The 23,189-nt window shown below is 43.9% G+C and carries 18 protein-coding genes and 1 pseudogene; 6 read left to right on the top strand and 13 right to left on the bottom strand.

Features of this window, described 5'->3' with window-relative positions:
- Positions 1-509, bottom strand: a pseudogene (locus AB5542_RS13725) (transporter); the annotation flags it as partial.
- 109 nt (positions 510-618) lie between these two features.
- Between AB5542_RS13725 and AB5542_RS13720 the strand changes: the two are divergent.
- Positions 619-1,176, top strand: a complete 558-nt coding sequence (locus AB5542_RS13720; RefSeq protein WP_118302721.1) for an RNA polymerase sigma-70 factor — start codon at positions 619-621, stop codon at positions 1,174-1,176.
- Positions 1,177-1,183: 7 nt separating this feature from the next.
- On the opposite strand, the gene AB5542_RS13715 is transcribed toward AB5542_RS13720, so the two are convergent.
- The 9 genes from AB5542_RS13715 to AB5542_RS13675 form a co-directional block, all read right to left on the bottom strand.
- The gene (locus tag AB5542_RS13715) at positions 1,184-2,239 is read right to left on the bottom strand and encodes a winged helix DNA-binding domain-containing protein (protein ID WP_279039867.1); all 1,056 of its coding nucleotides are present in this window, start codon (positions 2,237-2,239) and stop codon (positions 1,184-1,186) included.
- Positions 2,240-2,352: 113 nt separating this feature from the next.
- Positions 2,353-2,919: a sugar O-acetyltransferase gene (locus tag AB5542_RS13710; RefSeq protein WP_279039866.1), complete on the bottom strand. Its 567-nt coding sequence runs from the start codon at positions 2,917-2,919 to the stop codon at positions 2,353-2,355.
- A 280-nt stretch (positions 2,920-3,199) separates the two neighbouring features.
- Positions 3,200-4,051 (bottom strand): aldo/keto reductase, encoded by an 852-nt coding sequence (locus AB5542_RS13705; protein ID WP_279039865.1) that lies wholly within the window; start codon positions 4,049-4,051, stop codon positions 3,200-3,202.
- Positions 4,052-4,067: 16 nt separating this feature from the next.
- On the bottom strand, positions 4,068-4,892 hold the full coding sequence (locus AB5542_RS13700; protein ID WP_279039864.1) for a carboxymuconolactone decarboxylase family protein: 825 nt from the start codon (positions 4,890-4,892) through the stop codon (positions 4,068-4,070).
- An 11-nt stretch (positions 4,893-4,903) separates the two neighbouring features.
- Positions 4,904-5,911, bottom strand: coding sequence for a flavin reductase (locus AB5542_RS13695; protein ID WP_279039863.1), 1,008 nt, complete (start codon positions 5,909-5,911; stop codon positions 4,904-4,906).
- Between the two features lie 133 nt (positions 5,912-6,044).
- Complete coding sequence (locus tag AB5542_RS13690) at positions 6,045-7,286, bottom strand: phosphatase PAP2 family protein (protein WP_279039862.1); 1,242 nt, start codon at positions 7,284-7,286, stop codon at positions 6,045-6,047.
- Between the two features lie 109 nt (positions 7,287-7,395).
- A complete protein-coding gene (locus tag AB5542_RS13685) occupies positions 7,396-10,518 on the bottom strand; it encodes an efflux RND transporter permease subunit (RefSeq protein ID WP_279039861.1) in 3,123 nt (1,040 codons plus the stop codon).
- Entirely contained in the window at positions 10,515-11,423 is a 909-nt protein-coding gene (locus AB5542_RS13680) for an efflux RND transporter periplasmic adaptor subunit (protein ID WP_279039860.1), read from the bottom strand. The genes AB5542_RS13685 and AB5542_RS13680 overlap by 4 nt, the downstream gene beginning before the upstream one ends.
- A gap of 18 nt (positions 11,424-11,441) precedes the next feature.
- Positions 11,442-12,737: a TolC family protein gene (locus tag AB5542_RS13675; protein WP_279039859.1), complete on the bottom strand. Its 1,296-nt coding sequence runs from the start codon at positions 12,735-12,737 to the stop codon at positions 11,442-11,444.
- Positions 12,738-13,228: 491 nt separating this feature from the next.
- Between AB5542_RS13675 and AB5542_RS13670 the strand changes: the two genes are divergently transcribed.
- From AB5542_RS13670 to AB5542_RS13650, 5 genes are all read left to right on the top strand, one after another.
- Positions 13,229-14,443, top strand: a complete 1,215-nt coding sequence (locus AB5542_RS13670; protein WP_279039858.1) for a FecR family protein — start codon at positions 13,229-13,231, stop codon at positions 14,441-14,443.
- A 141-nt stretch (positions 14,444-14,584) separates the two neighbouring features.
- Entirely contained in the window at positions 14,585-18,094 is a 3,510-nt protein-coding gene (locus AB5542_RS13665; protein ID WP_368243131.1) for a TonB-dependent receptor, read from the top strand.
- Between the two features lie 3 nt (positions 18,095-18,097).
- Complete coding sequence (locus tag AB5542_RS13660) at positions 18,098-19,666, top strand: RagB/SusD family nutrient uptake outer membrane protein (RefSeq protein WP_368243130.1); 1,569 nt, start codon at positions 18,098-18,100, stop codon at positions 19,664-19,666.
- A 27-nt stretch (positions 19,667-19,693) separates the two neighbouring features.
- On the top strand, positions 19,694-20,398 hold the full coding sequence (locus AB5542_RS13655) for a hypothetical protein (protein WP_279039855.1): 705 nt from the start codon (positions 19,694-19,696) through the stop codon (positions 20,396-20,398).
- Between the two features lie 23 nt (positions 20,399-20,421).
- Entirely contained in the window at positions 20,422-20,979 is a 558-nt protein-coding gene (locus AB5542_RS13650) for a hypothetical protein (protein ID WP_279039854.1), read from the top strand.
- 59 nt (positions 20,980-21,038) lie between these two features.
- On the opposite strand, the gene AB5542_RS13645 is transcribed toward AB5542_RS13650, so the two are convergent.
- The 3 genes from AB5542_RS13645 to AB5542_RS13635 are packed head-to-tail and all read right to left on the bottom strand — an operon-like array spanning position 21,039 to position 23,018.
- Positions 21,039-21,422 (bottom strand): DUF3037 domain-containing protein, encoded by a 384-nt coding sequence (locus AB5542_RS13645; protein WP_279039853.1) that lies wholly within the window; start codon positions 21,420-21,422, stop codon positions 21,039-21,041.
- On the bottom strand, positions 21,400-22,182 hold the full coding sequence (locus AB5542_RS13640; RefSeq protein ID WP_279039851.1) for a HipA family kinase: 783 nt from the start codon (positions 22,180-22,182) through the stop codon (positions 21,400-21,402). Before AB5542_RS13640 ends, AB5542_RS13645 begins: the two co-directional genes overlap by 23 nt.
- A gap of 53 nt (positions 22,183-22,235) precedes the next feature.
- The gene (locus AB5542_RS13635) at positions 22,236-23,018 is read right to left on the bottom strand and encodes a DUF1573 domain-containing protein (RefSeq protein WP_279039849.1); all 783 of its coding nucleotides are present in this window, start codon (positions 23,016-23,018) and stop codon (positions 22,236-22,238) included.
- Between the last annotated feature and the right edge of the window lie 171 nt (positions 23,019-23,189).

Raw genomic sequence — 23,189 nt, 5'->3', positions numbered from 1 at the left:
GGATAAGCCACGGCACACCCCAGTGCCAGATCTGATTGTTGAATCGTAGGATCATTCAATTGTTTCAACGTCTGTTGAGCCGCACCCAAAGCAGGTGTATTTGTCACCGCACCACTCAGAATTCCCACCATATCCGGCAACGACACTCCCGTGGACCAATGAAATCCCAAGGTCATCACGATTCCCAACAAAACCACCAACATGGCCAGCATATTCAATTTCAGCCCTCCCTTTCCCAAGGAAGAGAAAAAACCGGGTCCCACCTGTACCCCCAAGGCATACACGAAAATAATCAACCCGAAACTCTCCGCATAATTCAACATCTGCGGATCGATCGACAACCCGAAATGTCCTGCCATGATACCCACAAAAAACACGAAAGTTACTCCCAACGACACGCCCCACATGCTGATTTTTCCTAAAGCCAGCCCCACCGCAGACACCAGTGAAACCACGATTACTGCCTGAATCACTGAATGTTCTGTTAATAAACTACTCAACCATTCCATAATCTTATCTTTGAACGCCAAAATTAATTAAAAAAACAGGAATACGTATCAGGAGCTATTTTGTTTTTAATTTCACTTTTCCTAACTTTGCAAACAACCAAAGCGGATTATGGAACGTGTGCAAGACAATAAACAAAGTAGCCTCGTGTTTGAACAATTATTCAAGCAACACTATCGTACCCTCTGTTTCCATGCCATGAGCTTGGTAAACGATCTGGATGCCTCCAAAGACATTGTACACGACGTGTTCCTCAGTTTATGGTATCACCGGGCCTCCATTGATTTCACCCGCCCCATATTTCCCTACCTGTTCAGCCTCACCCGTAACCGAGCATTGAACTACTTGGAACATAAAAAAATCCAGAATAATCACGTGCGTCAACACCTTGCCGACGACCCGACTTACACGCTATCGGATGATTCCGCCCGGGAAGAATTGTTGGAACGCATTCTGGCCCGCATCGAACTCCTCCCCGAACGTTGCTCGCAAGTGATGAAACTCAGTTTTATCGAATGTAAAAAGTATAAAGAAATTGCCGAAGAATTAAATATTTCGGTGAATACCGTGAAAACTCACATCACGACAGGCCTAAAAACCTTACGGGACGAATTTCCCGCTTCTCTCTTATTGCTTCTGTTCTCACATCCGCACCGACATTTCGACTGATCCGGCATCAGTCATTCCCCTCGTTATTAAACACTCTAAACCTTTCTTTTGCCTTATCCAACTCTCCCTCATCGACCTCAATACCCGGTATAAAGAAAGAAGATTCTACCCCGAATTGTTTCTTCTTGGCTGACTTATTCCAATTCCCGACAATCTTCCCGTTATGCAAAATCACCGGGTAGAAAATTCCAAAAGTATTAAAAGCCTTCCTATAATATTCCGGCGCTAATGCCATCGAACGATCTTTATAACTAATAAGATATTCATCATACGAGGGTAACAAATGTATAACCTGCTTCGCCCGTACATTCCTTGCACACGAATGATGGATTAACCAGTCCGTCTCCCCAATCCTCTCCGTAATCAGTTCCGAATCAATCAACCCAACCGCCTGTTTTGCTTCCGTTATAGATAACCCCGACCACCAGATAAAATCCTGCAAGCTGGCAGGGGAATGACTTCTGAAATATTTGATCGCCAATTTTGCTAAAGCCTCTTCCTTGTGTAACTCTTTCATCGGGGGCACCCGTTCATCCAGCAAAGCATACGTACGTTTATTTCCCTTATCCACGCCATTACAGATGATACTGTCAACTTCCGCCCTTCCCAGAAAATACCCGACCAGATCATCCCCCACGATAACACCCGCTCGGTTCAACTCCTCACCAATCTCCTGACGGGTCAAGTAGCGATTCCCCTCCAAAGCCCTCACGATCACTTCAAGACTCTTGATATACAACTCTTCCGATATTCCATGATTTTTCCAATACGAATCGTACGCCAACTTCACCCGTCTGACAGACAATTTCAACATCCATCGAATATCCTCCGCCACCACCAGGTGCCAAGTCGGGCGCAACACGTGAGTCCGCAATATCTCCCCTTTCTCCAAAGCCGCCTCCACCTTCCGGATATCCGGTTTCTTCAACCGTAACCCCACGGCCCACTTCGCCATACTATACTCCTGCCCCTGCAAAGCCCCCATCCATGCCACAAGTTCCTTGGGATCATTAAAAGCTGGGTTCACCAACTGCTGACTTCTCAAACGAATATCTGTAATCATATATTTGTATTTTTAGAACTACCTCGTTCATTTTTTCAAATATATAAAGAACTCTCTATAAAACAGCAGAACCGAGTAAAATAAAGTAAATATATCTTTCAATTAATATATCCTCACCCGTCTATCATTTTGATAAAACGTGCAGGAACACCACCTACAATCGCATTCGCCGCCACATCTTTCGTAACGACCGCACCCGCACCGATAACAGCATTGTCACCAATGGTTACTCCTTGAAGAATTGTTGCGTTGGAACCTACCCACACATTTTTACCCAACACAATAGGAGCCGGATAAGTCGTTTTACGATCTTCCGGGGCTAACCCGTGGTTGAGCGTGGCGAAAACAACATTATGCCCAATTTGGCATCCATCGCCAATGGTCACCCCGCCATGATCTTGAAAATGACAACAGGCATTAATAAATACGTTCTCCCCAACAGTAATATTCTTTCCAAAATCCGCATAAAACGGAGGAAATACCCGAAGGGACGACGGCACTTGATAACCAAACAATTCGGAAAGCAACCCACGTACTTCGTCCGGTGTACGGTATGCCGTATTCAACAGGAATGTGATCCGTCTCGCCTCGTTACTCATGGCATCCATAAAACGATGTATTTCTCCTGTATTAAGCGCCTTACGCATCTTTACATATTCATTAAATTCCTTCGTTGTCATATCTTTATTTTCTTTCAAATCTTATGGGTACATCCCCATAGTACAAAATTAAAATAGTATGGTAATTACATACTACTTTACAGTCCATGAAGGTAATGCTTGTTTTCATACTCAAACTCCTCCGTCACTTCGTGCCACCTCCTCTATAAACAGAGGAGGAGCTGGTGACTCTTCCCGAAAATAGAGAGTATTTCAACTCTCCCTCTGTTTATAGAGGGAGTACCCCGAAGGGGGGAGGGAGTTGATGTACTGCAAATTCATGTATAAATTCCAATATTTATTATGCTTGGCATTCAATATTATAAAGTCGTTCCACTTCGGCCGGGGCGTGCAAATCAAGAATCGTGCTACATCCCGTGTCCATGGCATCAATTGCCGCCATATCCTCCACCGACAACGTGAAATCTCCGATATTGAAATTTTCCTCCATCCGAGTCCGATGTACCGACTTCGGGATGGCAACAACACCGCGTTGCAAATGCCAACGTAGTACGACCTGTGCTGCCGATTTACCATATTTACGACCGATTCCGGTCAATATTTCATCGGTAAACAACCCGTTCCGTCCTTCGGCCAAAGGTCCCCATGCCTCCATCTGTATGCCAAGTTCCTCCATGATCCGCACCGCCTCACTTTGCCGGGTATAAGGATGCATTTCAATTTGATTGACTGCCGGGATAACACGTACGTTGTGACACAAATCCAACAATCGATCCGGTTCGAAATTACAAACCCCGATGGCTCGTACACGGCCTGCCGAATAAAGTTCTTCCATTGCCCGCCACGCCCCGTAATAATCTCCGAAAGGCATATGTATCAGATAAAGATCAAGATAATCCAAACCTAAACGGGCTAACGAAACATCAAATGACCGTAACGTCTGTTCGTATCCCATCTCCGAAATCCACGCTTTGGTTGTAATAAACAACTCTTCCCGCAAAATACCGCTGTTGCGAATAGCCGCCCCGACAGCCCGTTCATTTCCATATACCGACGCCGTGTCGATAAGCCGGTAACCGGTAGCGAGAGCATCGGTAACGACTCTCTCGCACTCGGTTGCATCGGGTATTTGGAAGACACCGAAACCTTGCATCGGCATCTTCACCCCGTTATTCAATTCCTTGAAATCCATAGTTATACAGGAATCATTATTTGGTCTGTTCGAGCTTGTTGTACTCTTCATCCGTAACCGGTTCAAGCCATTCGTTGGAGGTTTTCTCTCCGGGAACCTCGAAGGCCAAATGAGCAAACCAACTATCAGCGGCAGCCCCGTGCCAATGTTTCACGTTCGCGGGAATATGGATGACCGTACCGGGCAGAATCTCCACGGGAGCCTTACCCTCTTCTTGATACCACCCCCGTCCGGCAACACCGATAAGCATTTGCCCGCCACCTTTCGTTGCACGATGGATGTGCCAATTATTGCGACAACGCGGTTCAAACGTAACATTGGAAATCGCAACTTGCTCACGAGAAACCGGGGCGAGGTAGCTATTACCAATAAAATACTTCGCGTATGCCGTATTCGGCTCGCCGATAGGAAAAATCATTTCACGTTGGAAAGCAGCCTTAGCATCATTACCTGTCGAATCTTCTGCCCACACTCCCTTGGCCAAATTAAATGCAGCCCACGCCTTCGGCCAACCGGCATAAAATCCTATATGGGTGATAATCTCAGCAATTTCAGTACGGGTGATTCCGTTCTTTTTTGCCGACTGAAGATGATAAGTAAGCGAACTATCCGTAATACCTTGACTAATGAGGGAGGTAATGGTTACTAGACTACGGTCACGCAGACCCAGTTTATCCGTGCGGCTCCAAACTTCACCAAAAAGTACATCGTCATTGAGTTCCGCAAATTTAGGGGCAAACTCTCCGAGTTGATTACGCCCAGCCGTCTGTACGATCTTTTCTTGTGCCATAACATTGAATGTTAAAATACTGAATACTGAAAATAAGAGAAATTTATTCATAGTCGTTTTGTTTATTGAATGAAGTTATTAATTTGATTTGCAGGATTAAGGGGCGTCTGGTCAGAAAGTGTCAGTCTCTTAACCATGTGCAACGTTCCCTGTTTGTACTTTTGAAAATGTTCCGATGCAATATGTAACTCGTAAGCCTTTTGACTGGCATAGGTTTCGAGAATCGTTACCATACAGGGATTCTCCTTTTCGCTGACAGCATACATAGTCACCCCCCCCGGTTCGGTGCGCAGGGAAACTTCGCCCACTTCCGTCGCGTATTTCATATACTCGTTAAGATACTCCGGATAAACCTCTATTTTCGACAGGCGCACGATACCATCAGCCGCCATCGGTTGTTCCGCACACATACCGGGTTCCTCATCCAGATTCAGACACTTCCCGATCACCTCCCCCGTGGCAAGGTAAGAGTAAGTCGGAAATTCAAACAACACAGGCTTTAACCGGGTATAGTCGAGTTTACCGTTATGATCAAGTACATCGGGAGTCGCATAAGTATTAACCACGGTGCAGATGAAATTATCAAACCCCTCGGTTTCGTAAATGTCCACCACGTTACACTCCATTGTCAAAGGCGAAACGTCAATCACAGGCGTACCATTCTCCCCGATATGATAAGCAAACACGCTCGATTTATCAACCGTCTCCCCACTCACACTACCCACATAATCCGCTTTAGGCAGCATCTCCCGGCTAACGAGATTAATGGAGAGTTTTTTCGATTGCTTGATTCCCTGATTGGAATAATGTTGTTTACTCATACTGACGAGTACGCGATCATGACCGATAACACCCGTATGTCCGACAACAAGCCAATTCACCTTTCCTTCCACCTTCGTACCAACAACTGTCATCGGCTTCGGATAGAGAGCCAACAGTTTGCCGAGATTTTTCTTTTCCACTTCCATTATATTAGGCTGGTCAGTATTCTCTTTCACTGTCGGGCTGCATGACAACATGGTAAGCAGCGCAAAACTCGATACTGTTTTCAAAAGGTTTCTCCCATCCATAATTTGCTATCTTTTATTATTAAACTTCTGATGGCAAATTTACGGCAATGGAACAAGCGGGTTTGTATATGAATTACGGATATTCATACCCAAATTCCCGATTTTGTAATCACCCCCATGGGTGAATATGAATTTAAAAGGTGATCATGAATGATGTTCCCAAAGTAAGCGTATTCATGTATTCATTACTATTTTTACTATGCGACGGAAGTAAATTATAATCAAAGAAAAAGCGGACTCCATAATGTTCCTTTGCTTTGAATGTCAAAGAAATGCCACTTCCGAAACAAAACCCGTTTCTCGCGGGAACCAATCGGTCGGAGAGTTTCAATTGCGGATAATGTACATATCCTCCCAAAAGTTTACTGCCTATCAACCATCGTGAAGATAACGGATATGAAAAATAACTTCCCCCACAAAGCGATAAGGCATCGAACGTGTTATTCTCCGCCCGATCTTTATTGACTATTATTGATGTATTGGAGACCGTGAAGCGCCCACCAATACCCACGTACGGATTGAAGAAATATGCCCCCTCCACACCGGCCGAACTACCCGATGAAGTACGGAACTCCGTTTGCTCGTCAATATCGTACCCACTTAACGGGATATTCAGACCGAGATACAGACTCACGAAAGAAGGCTTACCCATGCGGTCGAACATATCTTCATTTGCGAAACGATTAATCCCTCTTTCCTTGAATATCAAATCCGCTAGATAATAACCAACCTCTGTTGAAAGTATACCAATACCCGCCCCGGTCAAGACATCACTCAACCAATGTTTGTTGTTTGCCATCCGCATCAATCCGGTAGCAGTAGCAACACCGTATGCCCCGATACCAACCCACGGACTCTTATGCCCGTATTCCTTATTAAACATGGTGGCAGTCATAAATGCCGTAGCGGTATGCCCGGAGGGAAAAGAGTGTTTATTTGACCCGTCCGGACGCTCAACATGAGTTGTTTGTTTCAACGAATTTACGACTCCCCCCATAAGAAGAATAGAAAAGGCATCGGAAACCAGCATCCTGTCCCATGAGCTACGACTTTGTACTCCTGCCACTTTCATGCCAAGCATTACCGCGGCAGGAGTATATTGTAGATAATCATCCAAATGTCGATCAAACTGCGGCAGATAAGTATTGCGCAAACCCCGAAAATGGTCGTCTTCACTTTTCACGATCAAGCCACCAACCACTAACGGCACACCGATATACGTCATTTGGTAAAGCCGGGAAGATGAGAACCTGTCAAGCCTTTTACTAAAGTTACTTGTCGCAGGAACACGCAGACTATCCTCTTCTACTAAATTTTGAGCCGATAAGAAAGCAAAGCTACAAATGCCAATGATACATAGTACAATCCTTTTCATACTGTCATAATCTTATTGAATTAGGACCGTAAAAATATCGGACGATTTTGAAGAAAATTTGAAGATTTACCAGAATCTTACCGTAAACCCATTGTTATTTATCTATGTTTCATCCATTCTTTTTATAAATTAACAACATCATACTCGGCAATACCAACAAAAGTAATGGTAAACCGACGACAAATCCCCCGATGACAGCCACCGCCAACGGTTGTTGCATTTGTGCGCCCAGCCCAATTCCCAAAGCCAAAGGCATGAGAGCAAGTACCGCACCAATAGCCGTCATCAGTTTGGGACGAATACGTAGGGCTATAGCATAATCCACAGCTTCAAAAACATCTCCACCCGAATGGCGATTCATCTTGTACTGCCACACGGTGAAAATAGCATTCTCGGCAATAATACCTACCACCATAATAATACCCGTATAACTACTCACATTAAGGGGTACACCCGTCAACCACAATGCCAACAAGCAACCGCAGATGCCCAGCACGGAAATAAACAATACGGTCAACGATATACTCCATTCACGGAAAAGAAACATCAGAACAGCAAAAACCAACAACACAGCAAGCGCAAGAATCACCATCAATTCGCGGAATGACTGTTGTTGTTCGGAATAGGCCCCACCGTACGAGATACTGTACCCCTGAGGAAGGCGAAATTGCGTATCAAGAGCCGCTTGCAAGTCGGCTATCGCACGACCCAAGTCCCTGTTTTCCAATCGAGCGGTAAGAGTAATATTACTTTTCAAATCTTCACGCCGTTGCTCTATTTCTCCCGGAGTGACACGTACATCACAAAAGAAATTGAGTGGACGAGTGCTACCATCAGGCAAAAAAATAGGCTGATTCTCCAACCATTCAGGGGAATTATCTTTAAAATCCGTAAAACGGAGTAAGATTCGGCGCATTTGTTCCCCCTCCTGCACGGAACCAATCTGCAGTCCGCCCGTCATGGCTGCCTGGGCAGGATTCGGCTCGATCATGTTGGAGGACTGGCAAAGAGGAATTCCACCCGTGTGTGCTGTAAGTTGTTCCTGAAAATCAGTCATCGAAATCCCAAATTGTGAAAGACGTTCTTGATTGGGGGTAAAGACCAATGAGGCTCCGGCAGGTACAAGACCGTTATCTATATCAACAATACCCGAAACAGCCTGCATAACTTTTTCCGCATCACCCGCCAACCGTTGTAAAACAGCATAGTCATCACCAAAAATTTTCACCTCGATAGGTTTGGGCGTACTCATCAAGTCACCTAACAAGTCTGAAATACGTTGCCCGAAATCAATCGTCATCAACGGGACCGCAACAGAAATCTGCCGGCGCAGATCGCTGATCACCTCGGGTGTACTTACTTTTCGGTCGGTCTTCAATTGGATCAAGTAATCACCGAAATTACTGGGACGAGTCTTAAACGACATACCTAGAGCCGTGCGTCGTGAATAGACCTGTACATCGGGATGAGCCATTATGATACGTTCCATCTGTCGACACAAACGGTCAGTTTCCTCTATATCCGTTCCGACAGGAGAATGATAATCAAGCACAATCGTTCCTTCATCCAGATCAGGTAAAAAACCAGAAGGTAATCGAGAAGCGGTATACCAGCCCCCCATACCCAAGAGCAGGACGAATCCAGCAGCAATCAACGGTTTACGGTAAACTACCGTCAGGAAATGAACTTTCCGGATGGAATTTTCTTCCAGTTTCTTGACGTCCAAATCCTTCGGACGAAACTGTTTCTTATATCCTATAACGAGATGTAACACGGGCAGTAACAACCAAGTTACGAGAAATGATGCAACAAGCGTAAGTTGCATCGTATCGGACAGTTCCTTGAAAAAACTACCTGCCAACCCACTCATCAACCGGAACGGGAAATGAATGACAATCGTTGAAAGAGAAGAAGCCACCATGGCAGGAAAAAGGTTTCGAATGGCATGGCGTACCACCGTGAAACGGTCTATACCGGGCCGTTCCTCATGCTCCCGATAAATCTGTTCGATAACGACAATGGCATCGTCAATAATCAGCCCTACCGAAGCAGCCATCGCACCAAGTGACATGACATTAATGGTAATACCAGCCAAATAACAAAGCAGAATACTAAAAGCCACCGTAACGGGAATAGTCAGCATAACCACCAAACTAGACCGCCATGAACGAAGGAAAAGGACCATGACAATAAGAGCAAGGAACAAACCTTCATAGATCGTTTTCAGCACACTGTGAATACTATCGCCCACGAAAGCACTTTGATTATAATAAGGTTTAAGTTCATAACCCACCGGAAGTTGCTTTCTTATCTCATCAGCCTTATTTTCCACGTGTTTGGCGAAATCTATCAGATTCACTCCCGGCTGTTTCACCAAATCAACGAGTACGGCATCATTTCCATCCGCATTAATTTTCAAAAATTCTTGTTGCTCCTGAATCTCGACGGTTGCTATATCACGTAAACGGATGATCCGCTTACCATCATTACGGATAATCACATTCCGTAACTCTTCCATATCATTGATTCGTGTATCAGTCAGTGTCAAATACAAACGACTATAATCTGCCACGTTACCATTTCCCAGTACAAAATTTGTTTGTGCAAAAGCTGTTTTTATCTGTGCCGGAGTGATACCAAGAGCTGTCATCTTTGAAGCATCGGGTTTGACAACAAACTCTTTCACCTTCCCCCCACGCACCACAACATTACTGATACCGTCCACTTGCGAGAACATCGGACGAACCACAAGATTTCCCACATCATGCAGGGCTATCCGGCCGTGTGTCTTACTTTCCAACGTGAACCCATAAACCGGAAACAAAGACTGATTCATCGCTTCGGTCGAAATAACCGTGCCATCAGGCAAAAAATTTTTAATCTCATTAATGCGACTTTCCAGTTGGGTCTTTAAGGCATAAATATCCAATCCCCAGTTGAAATAAACATCTATCACACAACTGCCCCGGCTTGTACTACTTTTGACAACAATCGTACCCTGCACTTTCTTCACCGCACTCTCCAAAGGTTTGGTAACGGTTATCATCATGCGATCAACAGGCTGTTGCCCGGCATCGGCTATCACCGTAATGCGGGGAAACAACACCTCCGGAAACAAATTGGTCTGCATCCGCATATAACACCACACTCCCGCAAGCAACAAAAGCAATCCCACAAATAGAATCGGGCGGCAATACAGTTGATGGAGACCTTTTTTCTGTATCGTATTCATAATTCCTCCTCCCCTTTCACAATGAATACTTTTGCCCCGTCTTCCAAACCATAACCGCCAGTGAGGACAACACGATCTCGTGGAGACAAGGCGGACGATTTAATTTCAATTTCCAAAGCGTTGCTGTTACCAATTTCTACTGGAACTTTGATTGCCGTGCTATCGTCAGATAACTTCATAATCCAATGTTCAGTAAGCGTCTCATCGCTCTGTACAGCACCTTTGGGAAGTATCATACCATTACCCGATGACGAATCACTTACTGTAAACACAGCCTTAACATTCATCCCTTCAGGCAGGAAAAGTGTTTTTGCCCGTGCAATCACCCTCTCGGCCTGTGAAGTCGTATTCATCATTGCCAATGGAGAATGAACCGTCGCCGTCAGTCGGGTTCCGTCAGGTAATTCCAGTATGCACTTATTCCCGGCACGCGCATACCGTTGTTGCTCGTAAGGAATATTAATCTCGAAGGCAAGGCTTTCTAACTCGGCGATAGAACAAAGTACCGCACCTTCAGTGACATAACTTCCTACCTGTTGCTGTACGTCAAGAATAATACCGTCACGTTCCGCTTTTATGGGAATGGAGACATGATCTCCATTCCCTAAAGCGTGTTGTTCTTTACTCTCGATCTTGTAAAGAGTCTGCCCCACTTTCACCCTTACTCCCGGGGTCACGAGAACTTCTGTAATGAAAGCAGGAATCGGCGCACTGATAACTGACTTATTTTGAAAGACCGTGGTTGCAGAGAATACGATTTCTTTCTCGATTTTACCTAAAGTCACGTGAGTTAATGTAACAGAGGTCCGGGGTTCTTCTTCCTTTACATTTACCGTCGACACATCCCTTTGTTTGCATCCATTAAGCCCCAGTACAAGCGATAATAAAATAATAAAATATTTCATAACCATGATGATTTAATATTACCAATTCCAATAATTATAGGCGGCTATAACAAGCTGTTTATTTGTCCGGAGCAACAAACGGTCTTTCTCCGTCTGAATCTTATTCCGAAGAACCGTGATATAATCTAACATTGATACCTGACCGACGACCATCTCCTTGTTGTAATCGGACAGAACAGATTCATATTCCGCAACCTGATTTTCCAACATTCTTTCTCTTTCATCATATCTATTCAACTCGGACAGGCATTGTCGAATCTTCATACTTCTTTGATATTCTGAATTATCTTTATAAGCCTGAATACTATTCTGTTGTAACTGAGCTTGATGCTCTTTCCAGCGTTTCTGCCTGCCATCGAAAATTGTCCATGAAAATGTCAATCCGGCACTCCACCCGAAATGCCGATACCATCCGGTAAAATCACCAATTTGTATTCCCCCATTCACAAACAAATCTAGCCGGGGCTTGTATTGCAGGTTAAAGGAACGCAAAGATGCCACCGTATTCAGACTATCCAACCGGAATTGCTCGGTAAAAAAACTTTGCTCGCCATCCGCCTGTAACCGGATGAACAGGTTTATATCTGGCAATACCACATCTGTCGTGTCATCAATGCCGCAAAGTAAATTTAAATCCATCAGATGGGTATGGTAAGACTGGCAAGCCGCAGCATACAATTCCCTATTTGCCTCCCGCTCAATGGCAAGCAGTTTCAGATCCGATTGTTTGGATAGTCCATTTTCAAACAGCTTTTGAACAATCTCGATTCGACGATTAATCATGCCTCCAACGGAATCCGTAAAATCCATTTGTGCCCTGTCAAGGAGGCAAAGCAGATATTGTTCTGTGACAGAACGTTCCAACTGATGTTCCTCCATGCGGATACGATAGTTTGCCATATCCGTATTTATTTTTTCTTGCTCTTGCGCAACCTTGTATGAACCTCTGCCTAAAAGAGGTTGTGTCCAAGTCGCTCCGGCATGAAAGGAACCACTACTTTCACCCAAATCATACCCGTAATAATCTGTGGCAGAACGCGCATTCCATTTGAAAGCCGTTCGTCCGCCATCCTTTGAGATAATCGGTACAAACAAATAATCCCCGTTCAACTCCAACCGGGAATGTGTGTACATGGCTTTCAACCGTTCAAGTTCTGTTTGCTCTATCGCCCTTTGATTCCGGTAATCCGTTATCAGTGGGCTATTCTCTTTGGCAGTTTCTATATAATAATGTAGAGACCTACCATTTTCTTCCTGCCCATATGAATGCAGGCTGACCATGCCAAATGAAAGTAACAATAATAACCGATTCATATTCTATTCTATTTTTTGGGCGAAAATAGAATATGACTTTGGGGAAATTTTGGAGAAAATATGAAGCATGATATCAATTTGTACATTTGAAACCTTTCATTTATCTCTATCGCGAAAGAATCCTTGGGGATTAAATAAGGATTTTCTACTCTTAATCATGCAAATTACCAGGGAGTTACCAGACTATTGCCAGCCTGTTAGGCGCTCTCGCCGCATTGTCGCCGCCTTATCGCCCGATTATAGCCGCCATTTTAACAGATCATAAGTAAAGATAACATTTGCCTTATTTCTATTTCAACCTCTAACAAACAATCTACAAAGTAGCAAAAAGATTCATACACCCATATACTACCCCAAAGTAACCCTAGAATTAGGTATATCTATCGGAAGTAACAACATTTGTAATTTTCCTTTGAAAATATTTCATTTTTCACTCACCCATTTTTCAACCTCACCTGTGTATATAGTGTAAAAGATCAAACCAGAGATAAATGAAAGAAAAACTGGATAAAATAGAATTCATTCTGGAACACCTCCGAGAACCGGAACGGCTACTGCAAGAAGAGTTCGTGAGCTGGTTGCAGGAAGAAGAGAATAAACACTTGTTCGAGGAAGTGACTACGAACCGGATGGCATTTTTGCAAAAAGAATACGGTCAACAAATAGAACCGGAACTGGAATGGCAAAAATTATGGCAACAAATGCAAAAGGATTCTCATACCCCCATTCCGGAAAAGAGAAAAATCAACCGAAGGGTATGGTATTCCATGGTAGCAGGGGTATGTGTGCTGATGGCTTTAGCGGGAGGTTTGTTGTTACAACAAGGGAAAGGAAAAAAATCAGTTTCCCCTATGGCTCAAATTGAACACGTGGGAAAACGAAATGCCCAGTTGATCGTTTCCACGGGGGAAGTTCTTGATTTATCCCAAGAAAAGATTTACCAAAAAGCCGTGGACGGAACGTTGATCACGAATGACACGTTAAAACTACTCTCCTATCAAAGCAATGCAGGGGAAACATACACGACCGGAACCAATGCCCCAGAAAAAATAAAAAAAGAAACCGTGTATCACACATTACGTGTTCCGGCTGGTGCCGACTACCAAGTAACATTAGCAGACGGCACAAAAGTATGGTTGAATTGTGAATCGACGCTACGGTATCCCGTAGAATTCGGGGATGAAAAACGGGAAGTATACCTAGATGGAGAAGGATATTTTGAAGTAAACAAAGCCGCAGAGTGGCCCTTTATCGTCAACACGGAACAAATGCAAGTAAAAGTCACCGGGACAAAATTCAACGTGAAATCTTACACCACCGAACCCATCGTGCATACGACTCTCGTCGAAGGTTCTGTATGGGCTTACACCGATCAGGCACAAGTGGAATTAACCCCATCCGAGCAATTCCGATACGATAAGGAGACCGGAAAGACATCCGTACAAAAGGTTGACACGGAACTCTACACGGGATGGATTGAAGGTATGTTCGTGTTCCGGAACCAACGTCTGGAAGACGTGATGAATGACCTCGCACGCTGGTACAACATGACCATATTCTATTCCACGGCAGAAACCAAGGAAATCCGAATCTCCACGAATCTGAACAGGTACAAGAATATTGACGATCTATTGGAAATTATTAATGAAAGTGGTAAAGTGGTTGTCGCCCGCAAGGACAACACCATAACCATCCACGCCCGATAATAAAGAAAGGATCGGGGCCTGCGCCAACATTTCCCGATCCTCTGTATTAATTAGTTATAATTAAAACATTTCAAAGGTATGAAAAAAAGATGGAAGAGTGATTTTCCGTTAGAGAGAAAATTGCAAAAAATTTTTAGATGTATGAAATTAACCTTTCTACTACTCACGTGTTTTGTCGTTCAGACTTTTGCTAGCCTGAATGCACAGACTGTCACGATCAAAAAACAAAACGCATCACTGGAAGAAGTGATTTGGGAGTTAAAACAGCAGACCCGGTTCACGTTCATGTACAACAACGAAGACATTGCCCGGATAAAGGGGATCGATTTGAACGAAAAAGAAGTGGACGTGGAAAAGATTCTACAAAAGTGCTTGAAAAACACGAATCTGGAGTACGTCGTGTTAAACAATGCCATTGTCATAAAACTTAAAATGGACACGTTGGACGAGAAAAAGTCCATCACGCTAAAAGGTTGGGTTTATGACAAGAAAAAAGAACCCATTCCGGGCGTGACGGTCAAACTGACCAATATCAACCTCGGAACGGCTACCAACAACAAGGGATGGTTTTCACTTTCACTCCCGCTAACCAAAGGAACATTGGAATTTTCTTTCGTGGGCTTTAAAACCCAAAAAGTAAATTTCACGGAATATACAGATACCCTCCGGATCATCCTGGAAGAAGATATTCAAACACTGGATGAAACAGTGGTTGTCGCCTATGGAACAACCACCCGCCGGAAATCGACAGGCGCCGTTTCCGTGGTAAAAGCAGAAGAATTCAGAGGGATTCCTTCCGGTAACATTGCCAACCTTTTACAAGGTCGTGTAGCCGGACTGGACATTACAAATCTTTCCGGGGCCCCCGGTGGCGGTGACGTGGCTATTACCGTAAGAGGATATAACTCATTGGATGTAGAAGCCGGACGGAGATTCTCAAACCCGCTATGGGTAATCGACGGAGTACCTTTAAACACGTTCACTTCCCCGATCACAGGAACCAACCTACTCTCCGACTTGAACCCGGATATGATCGAGTCCATACAAATATTGAAAGATGCCTCTTCGGCCGCCATATACGGCTCAAGAGCGGCTAACGGGGTCATCATCGTTACCACGAAAAAAGGAAGACAAAACCAAGACGCTACCTTTTCCGTGAATTTTTCAGAAACATGGAGTACACTCCCGGAATACCCGGCCTTGACGACAGGACGGGCTGAAAGATTGTTACGCTTGAAAAGTACGGAAAACAATTTCAGAGCCTACCTGGACAAGAAGACCAACAGTTACAAATACCCCCAAAGTCTGGCAGAACAATATGAAAACACGCAAGGTTCCTATAACGGTTTCTGGTACCCAGATAAAAACAACATGCCGGAAGGAAACGGGAGTATATATCAAGATAGTCTGAACTCATTCTACAATCACTCCACGAATTATTTCCCTATTTATTTCGAAACTGGAAAAATCACGAATGCGAATATACAAGCGTATGGTGGAAGTGAAAGAATCACATACGGCATCGGGTTAGGATATTACAATGAAACAGGTGTTTTCAAAGGCACCGGATTCAAACGAATCGATTTAAATTCTAACATGAGTGTCATCCCTGTCCCCAGACTAAGTGTTGACATTCGTTTCAACGCCTCACTGGCACAAAAGAAAAGGGCATCATCCAGTGCCGACGACCACCTACGCTTTAGCGGAGCTTTAGTCCCTATCGAAACCATTCCCGGAGAGCCATATAAACTTTCATCTTTACTTCCCGGTGAAAAATCTGTCGTGTGGCAGGAAGTTCTGAAAGCATACAGGGGAACGAAAGAAACTAATCGAGCTATCCGTCTACGTAGTAATTTTCGTCTAGGGTACGATATTATTGACGGATTGAATATTTCCAGTTCTCTAGCCGCAGACTATGCCATAAGTCGAAGAAATTATTTCTCCCCTTCGTACATAGCGAGCGACAACAATTCCATCTCCATCGGGGAAACTGGGATCAACCTGATGGTGTTGAATGAAAACCTATTAAGTTACAAAAAAACAATTCATGAAGATCATAACATTGAATTTATGGCAGGTTTTTCCTACCAATATGATCAAGAAGAATACAACGGGGGATCAGCCCGAAAATCCCCAAGTGACAAAATTTACTACGCACCTTACGGTATGCCCGATCTGGAAACCGTCGGCTGGGGAGATTACACGGAAATCCGGGCGCTTAAAGATTACCAGTCCGATATGCAGGAAAAAACACTGGTATCCTATTTTGCCCGTTTAGAATACGGTTTTCGGGAAAAATACCTTTTTTCTGCCAGTATCCGACGCGACGGGAGTTCCACTTTCGGGAAAAACAACCGCTGGGGAACTTTCCCATCCGTAGCCGCAGCATGGAGTTTTTCGGAAGAACCTTTCGTGAGAGACAATCTCGGATGGGTATCTTTTGGAAAAATCCGGGCCAGTTGGGGACGTTCCGGGATGCACTTTTCCCAGAATTATCTGGCATTGGGGATCATGAACGTTGGGAATACATCTTATCTTGGAAATAGTTATATCGAACCACAATGGGATGACGGACTTTATAATGACAAATTATCTTGGGAAGAAACGGATCAGTATGATTTCGGGCTAGATTTAGATATGTTTGATCACCGTTTAGGTATCACGATTGATTATTACTACCGCTATACAGACAAATTACTAGACCGGGTTCGCTTACCTAGTGCCGGGATTAACACCGGATATGGTATGCAATGGCAGAATGCAGCAGCCGTTTCCAATGAAGGATTGGAAGTCATGGTCAAATACGAAATATTCAGGAAGTCCGATTTATATTGGAAAATATCCGTGAACGCTGCCCGCAACTGGAATCGCTTCGAAAAATCCTATACCGGAAAAGATCTTGATGGAGTCAGAATCATCGGAAAATCACTAAACGGGATATACGCCTTGAAAACAGACGGGTATATAGATTATCAGGATGAAGTCCCCGTTTTTTACAACCAAATAGGTATAAAAGCTCCTTTAGCCTCCGAGATGGGAAGTTCCACGTTTTACAAACCAGGAGACTACAAATTCATTGACGTAGATGGAAATCGTAAAATAAATGCTTTTGACGATGAGGTATATTGTGGAAGTGCTTTACCGAAAGTCTCCGGGGGAATCGTGAATGAATTCCAATGGAAAAATTTCGATGTGAATATCCTATTAAGTTTCCAATTAGGACGACACATGTTGAACATCACCCAAACGAGGTGCCTATCTGGTTTTGGTGCGGCAGAATACCCGGCCATTGTCATGAACTTAAACAAAGTATCTTTCTGGGAGAAACCCGGAGATAATCCGGACTTCCCTAGATGGCAATATGATTGGGATACCTACTTATGGGGTGGACGATATGTCGATCGAAGAGTTGAAAAGGTCAACTGGCTGAAAATAAAAACAGTATCTATCGGTTACACATTGCCCAAAGCATGGATGCAGAAATGCGGGCTAGACGAGTTGAGGATCTTTGCCAGCGGGGAAAATCTACACACGTTCACCAATTACTCCGGTATTGAACCTGAAATCGTAGACATCCGCAATGGTGAAGACGTGGGGAGTTCCTACCCCTTAGCTCGCAAATTAACATTAGGTTTAACATTGAAATTTTAAGCGATGAAAAAACGATACTTATTTTTAACGCTAATCGGAACATTCATGATGTATGCTTGCGAAGAGTGGGTGGAATTAAAACCGGAAAACTCGGTCACCTTTGAAAACGCCTTCGACACGGAAAAAGACATAGAAGCAGCCTTATTCGGGGCAGAACAAAGTTTACGAGTAAACATGACCTCGGCCCCGTACTCACCGGAAATGCGAGGAGAATATTCAGACTATCGCCATAGTGATTCCTATGACTTTTTAAGAGAAGAAGATCCCGAAGCGTATGTCGCACAATGGGTTTGGAATTACAACGTAATTGCAGCAGCCAATGTTGCTTTACCCTATCTTAACAAAGTCGATATGCCACAAGAAAGACGGAATTTTTACAGGGGTGAGATCGCTTTTTTCAAAGCATTCGTTTACCTAGATCTAGTTCGTCGCTGGGGAGATTGTGTCATGATCCAAGATGAAGTAGAACTAAAACCTATCGGTAAAACGAACTGGCCCAAGGTGACAGATTACGCAATAACTTTAGCAAAGGAAGCCGTGCGTCTTCTCCCGGAATGGAACGAATTGAAAGAATCCAACGGAGCCACCGTAACCCACCGGGCTCGCCCATGCAAGGGAGCAGCCAACGCCGTGTTGGCCCATCTATGCGCTTGGAAAGCCGGATGTAAATACATGGCACAACCGCAAGACCGGGACTATGATGAACAACTATTATGGCGAATGGTTGATACAGCTTGTACGGCAATTATCAATAGACAGGATATTTATGATTTAGAATCAACACCTGACGAAGTTTGTACCAAAACATTCGTGGACGGGGGCAAGGAATGTATTTTCGAAAGCGTATTTCGAGGATATTGGAATGAATTTGATGAAATGACAGAAAGTAACATGACTAACCTAGGCCAACGCTACGAGGCTTACCCGGCTATTCCCGGTAAAAAAATCGGAGACAACAAAAAAACAATGTACCGAATATTAAATTCAACCGTCCGGGAAATGTTTCAGGACTACACCGATGGAGGTACCCCTGTCACCGATTTGCGCCGGAATGCTTGGTTTTACGAGTTCGAAACGATGGAACAAGAAGACGAAGAGATTACCGGAGGATACGCCTATCCCTACAAATGGCGTTACGCCCGGGTGGCCACGGACGGGTACATGGCCGGAAAATTCATCAACTTTGATCAAAACAAAACATGGTGGCGACTAGCTGACATCTATCTATTACGCGCAGAATGTCGGGCCAGATTAAACGACCGGGCAGGAGCTATCGCCGACTTGAACAAAATCCGCGATCGGGCAAAAGCCAAACGTTACAATGAATCCGAGTATGACGGCAATCTACGCTACGCCATATTCAAAGAACGAGAAAAAGAATTATTGATGGAAGGAACCCGCTATTTTGATGTATTACGGAACGGGTACTACAAAACGGAACTTTACGGAAACTTCCGAAATGTTTCTGACCAAGACGTGGTTGACGGTGTATTTTTTAATGCATTGGAAAACACCTTATACTGGGATAATCCATTAATGAGGCAGAATACCTATTGGCTAAAAAGACAATAAAAGAACACAAATAAAAATGAACATATCATGAAAACAGGAATAAATATATGGGTATACTTTCTGATTCTCGCGGGACTTTCCGCCTGTGATACAAAACAAGACTGGTTTGATTCCGGTATCAGTTCACCCTATCACGATTGCAGCATCATGGAATATTTACAGAAAGACACGGCCAACTGGAAATTAACCGTAGAATTAATTGAAAGGGCGGACCTCACCCAACTTTTCGAGGGGAAAGATCCGAATTACAAAGAAATCACGTTCTTCGCTCCCCCTTCCTTGTCCATTCTTCGTTACGTGTGGGATAAAGCTTCCGGAAAAGAACAATTTCCCGGAGAGCCTGATCGTTGGAGAACGCTCTCAGAAGATGAAAAAAATCATCCGGAACATCTCGTTCAAGCACTCGACAAAGATTGGTGTAGGGAAATGGTATTGCGCCACGTTATTAAAGGTAAACATTTGAAAGATGGAATTGCTTTCCGAGACCGGGATTACGAAATTGAATCAGAAGAACAAACCGGAGGAACAGATTTTACCTGCGAAAGTGGGAACAAATTACGGGCTTACCGAGAAAAAACAGATTATGGTGGTGTTAAGGATGCCGGAGCAATTTTCATGTACTTATACTCGTTTGATGTCATGGAAATGGTTCCATTAGCCTCCCCGGATATTCAACCGCTAAACGGGGTAGTACACGCATTGAATTACAATTATGTGTTAGGTAAAATCTAACGTGGAACTTAAAATTTAAAATCATGAAGAATCTAATCATATTGGGAATATTCGTTCTTGCGACCTATCTGGGATCGAGCTGCCAAGACGTAACGATCGGCTTTTTGCAAACAGAAGATGCCGGTTATAATCCCGACACGATGGTCGTTAAAAAAGAACTGGACACCACTCCCCCTCAATTAGAAGAAGTGGATAACCCGCTTTACTATGAATTACTGGCAGAAGACCCGGAATATTACACCCCGGAACTATTGATCAGTTGGGGTATCTTACCCACTCAAATTATAGAAGTCGGTGCTGGAGAAGATTACCAACGGGCTCAATGGGGCACGCCATGGGTAAGTAACCCGATTGAAGGAGTGGACGGAACTACCCAAATATACGTTTCCATAAAAGACATCAAAACGACAACGGGAAATGCCGAAAAGATGTGGGAATACTTGAAAGTATATGGTGACGGGACCTTCGAAGTGCCTTTAGAACATGATATTCCCACGGGACATTATTTAATTTCATTGAATTTCAAAAACGAGGGATATTCTAAAGATGTGAACGATTGTTTTACCATTATCGTGAAATAATCCTTCAAGTGTGTGTTTCAAGAATAGGTGGAAATTCTCTACCTATTCTCTCTATATATCTACCTCACAAACTCGTCAAATAACTTATCAAAAGTAGCATCCGGATCCGTCAGAAAACCGGGATGCGGACGAGAGGTTTGGATAATCGTGCTACGAACAGCCGTCAGCCAACGAAAACGCTCCGGAACATCCAACCCGGCAATCGGTCCGCCATCACGGGAACCGGAACAGATTCGATCGAAAATTTGCAGGTTCACCCGAATCTCCTCTATATCGATTTCCGGAAATAGCATCCTTAATTTTTCCTCGTGAAGCACATACTTCGCCCGCAGAAACTTTTTCCGTTTGGAGAACAAAATGATCCCCACGTTAATAAATTCTTCCCGTTCCACCCGCGGGACAACCCGAATAACGGCATATTCATACAAGTATCTCTCTGGCATGTTGTGCTTCTTTTATAAATATTTCCGAATGTGCAACCCGTTCCGTTAAAAAACGAACATATGTCTCCCGTATTTCTTGATTTGTAATACCCAGATCATCCCAATTCAACCAATCCTCCGGGATCAACGCCACGATTTCCCTTATCTTTTCCGGGGTCAATCGAGCTTTCAGTCCGGCATCGACTTCTGCCAACTGGCTTGCCCGAGGCAATAAAACATGATTTTTTACCTCCGCGAAAGGACTCAATGCGTGTTTCTGCCAATTCGTCCAGGAATAATGAAAATAGAGAGACGAACCGTGATCTATTAGCCATAACTCCTTGTGCCACATCAATAGGTTCGTGTTACGAACCGTGCGATCAATATTCGTCAGTAACGCATCCAACCAAACGATTTTCGAGGCCAGTTCCGCATCAATCACGTTTACCGTGGGATCAAATGCAAGAGCCCCGGATAAAAAGTGCAACCCGAGATTTAATCCCCGGCTCGCTTTCAACAAATCCTGTATTTCCTCATCTCCCTCCGCCTGACCGAAAGCCTCATCCAGTTGTAGAAAAACCAGCTCCGGCACTCGTAATCCCAAGACACGGGCAATCTCCCCTCCGATCAACTCAGCTATTAAAGCCTTCGTGCCATGCCCAGCACCCCGGAATTTCACCACGTACTTGAATTCATCCTCTGCCTCCGCTAACGCCGGCAATGAACCGCCCTCCCATAAAGGCATGATGTATCTCGTCACATTTTCTGTTCGTAATTCCATTTCTATCTCCTTTTTACTCGAACAAAGATAATCAATAAAATCATACCCTATCTTTAGTTTATTTCACCTTTCACAATCAACTGGATCGTGGGTTGACGGGGATCGTTACAAAAGAGAGTGATGACTTTACGTTGTTTACCGTTTCTTCCGGCTGAGTGGAAGATGACATTCAAGTCCATTTCTTTACCGGGCAGAAGAACACGTTGACTAGGGAGTACCGCAGTACAACCGCAAGTGGTTTCTATTTTACGGATGATCAAGTTACGTTCTCCAACATTTTGGATTTTAAAAATCATCTTGGCCTCCTCTCCTTCCCGAAGTGTTCCAAAATCACGTTCCGTCGAATCCACCATGAAATGAGGGGCTTGTGCTTTTTCCTCTTCACTCCAATGTGCAAAATCCTCCCGTACAGGCACATCAATCATAAACCCGTAATCGTAATCCACCTCCCCGTTTATCATGAAACGCATCACGTTATAATAATTACCTAACATGGACTCATTCTTTAAACGTAACGTCACGATTAACGTGTCACAAGTTCCGGGTTCTACGGTATATCCTCCTAAATTCCAATCCTGTTCGGAGTGTCCGATCTTCCGACAGGTGATCTCCGGGAAATGATTAAAGCCTTCCAGACGAATCCCCGCTTTCGTGGGATTGTACACCAGCACCGTGTCGGCATACTCCTTATCGATATATACCTCACTCCAACTTGCCTTTTCCTTACTGAAAAATAAATCTCCTGCCGGGTAAATACACTTTTTAGAAGGCTTGTCCGAAGAACAGGCACCCATCAAAAGAGCAATAATGATTAACCCATATATTTTCATCCTCATGTCATATATCATTCACAAATTCAAAATTACTATTTAATTCTATTTTTTCTTCTTATACATGAATTTTTAATGCTAAAACGTACTTTTGTCTTGAAAAACAACATCAATAACTGAAAAAAAGCAATAATTAATGATTTGTTAGCAGATTATTTATCGATCTGTTTACCCTTC

This window comes from Butyricimonas sp. RTP31003st1_G1_RTP31003_210430 (genome assembly GCF_040920905.1).
In the GTDB taxonomy this organism is placed as follows: Bacteria; Bacteroidota; Bacteroidia; order Bacteroidales; family Marinifilaceae; genus Butyricimonas; species Butyricimonas paravirosa.
The sequence above is the reverse complement of the archived record's forward strand: the minus strand, read 5'-3'. Positions and strand labels throughout refer to the sequence as shown.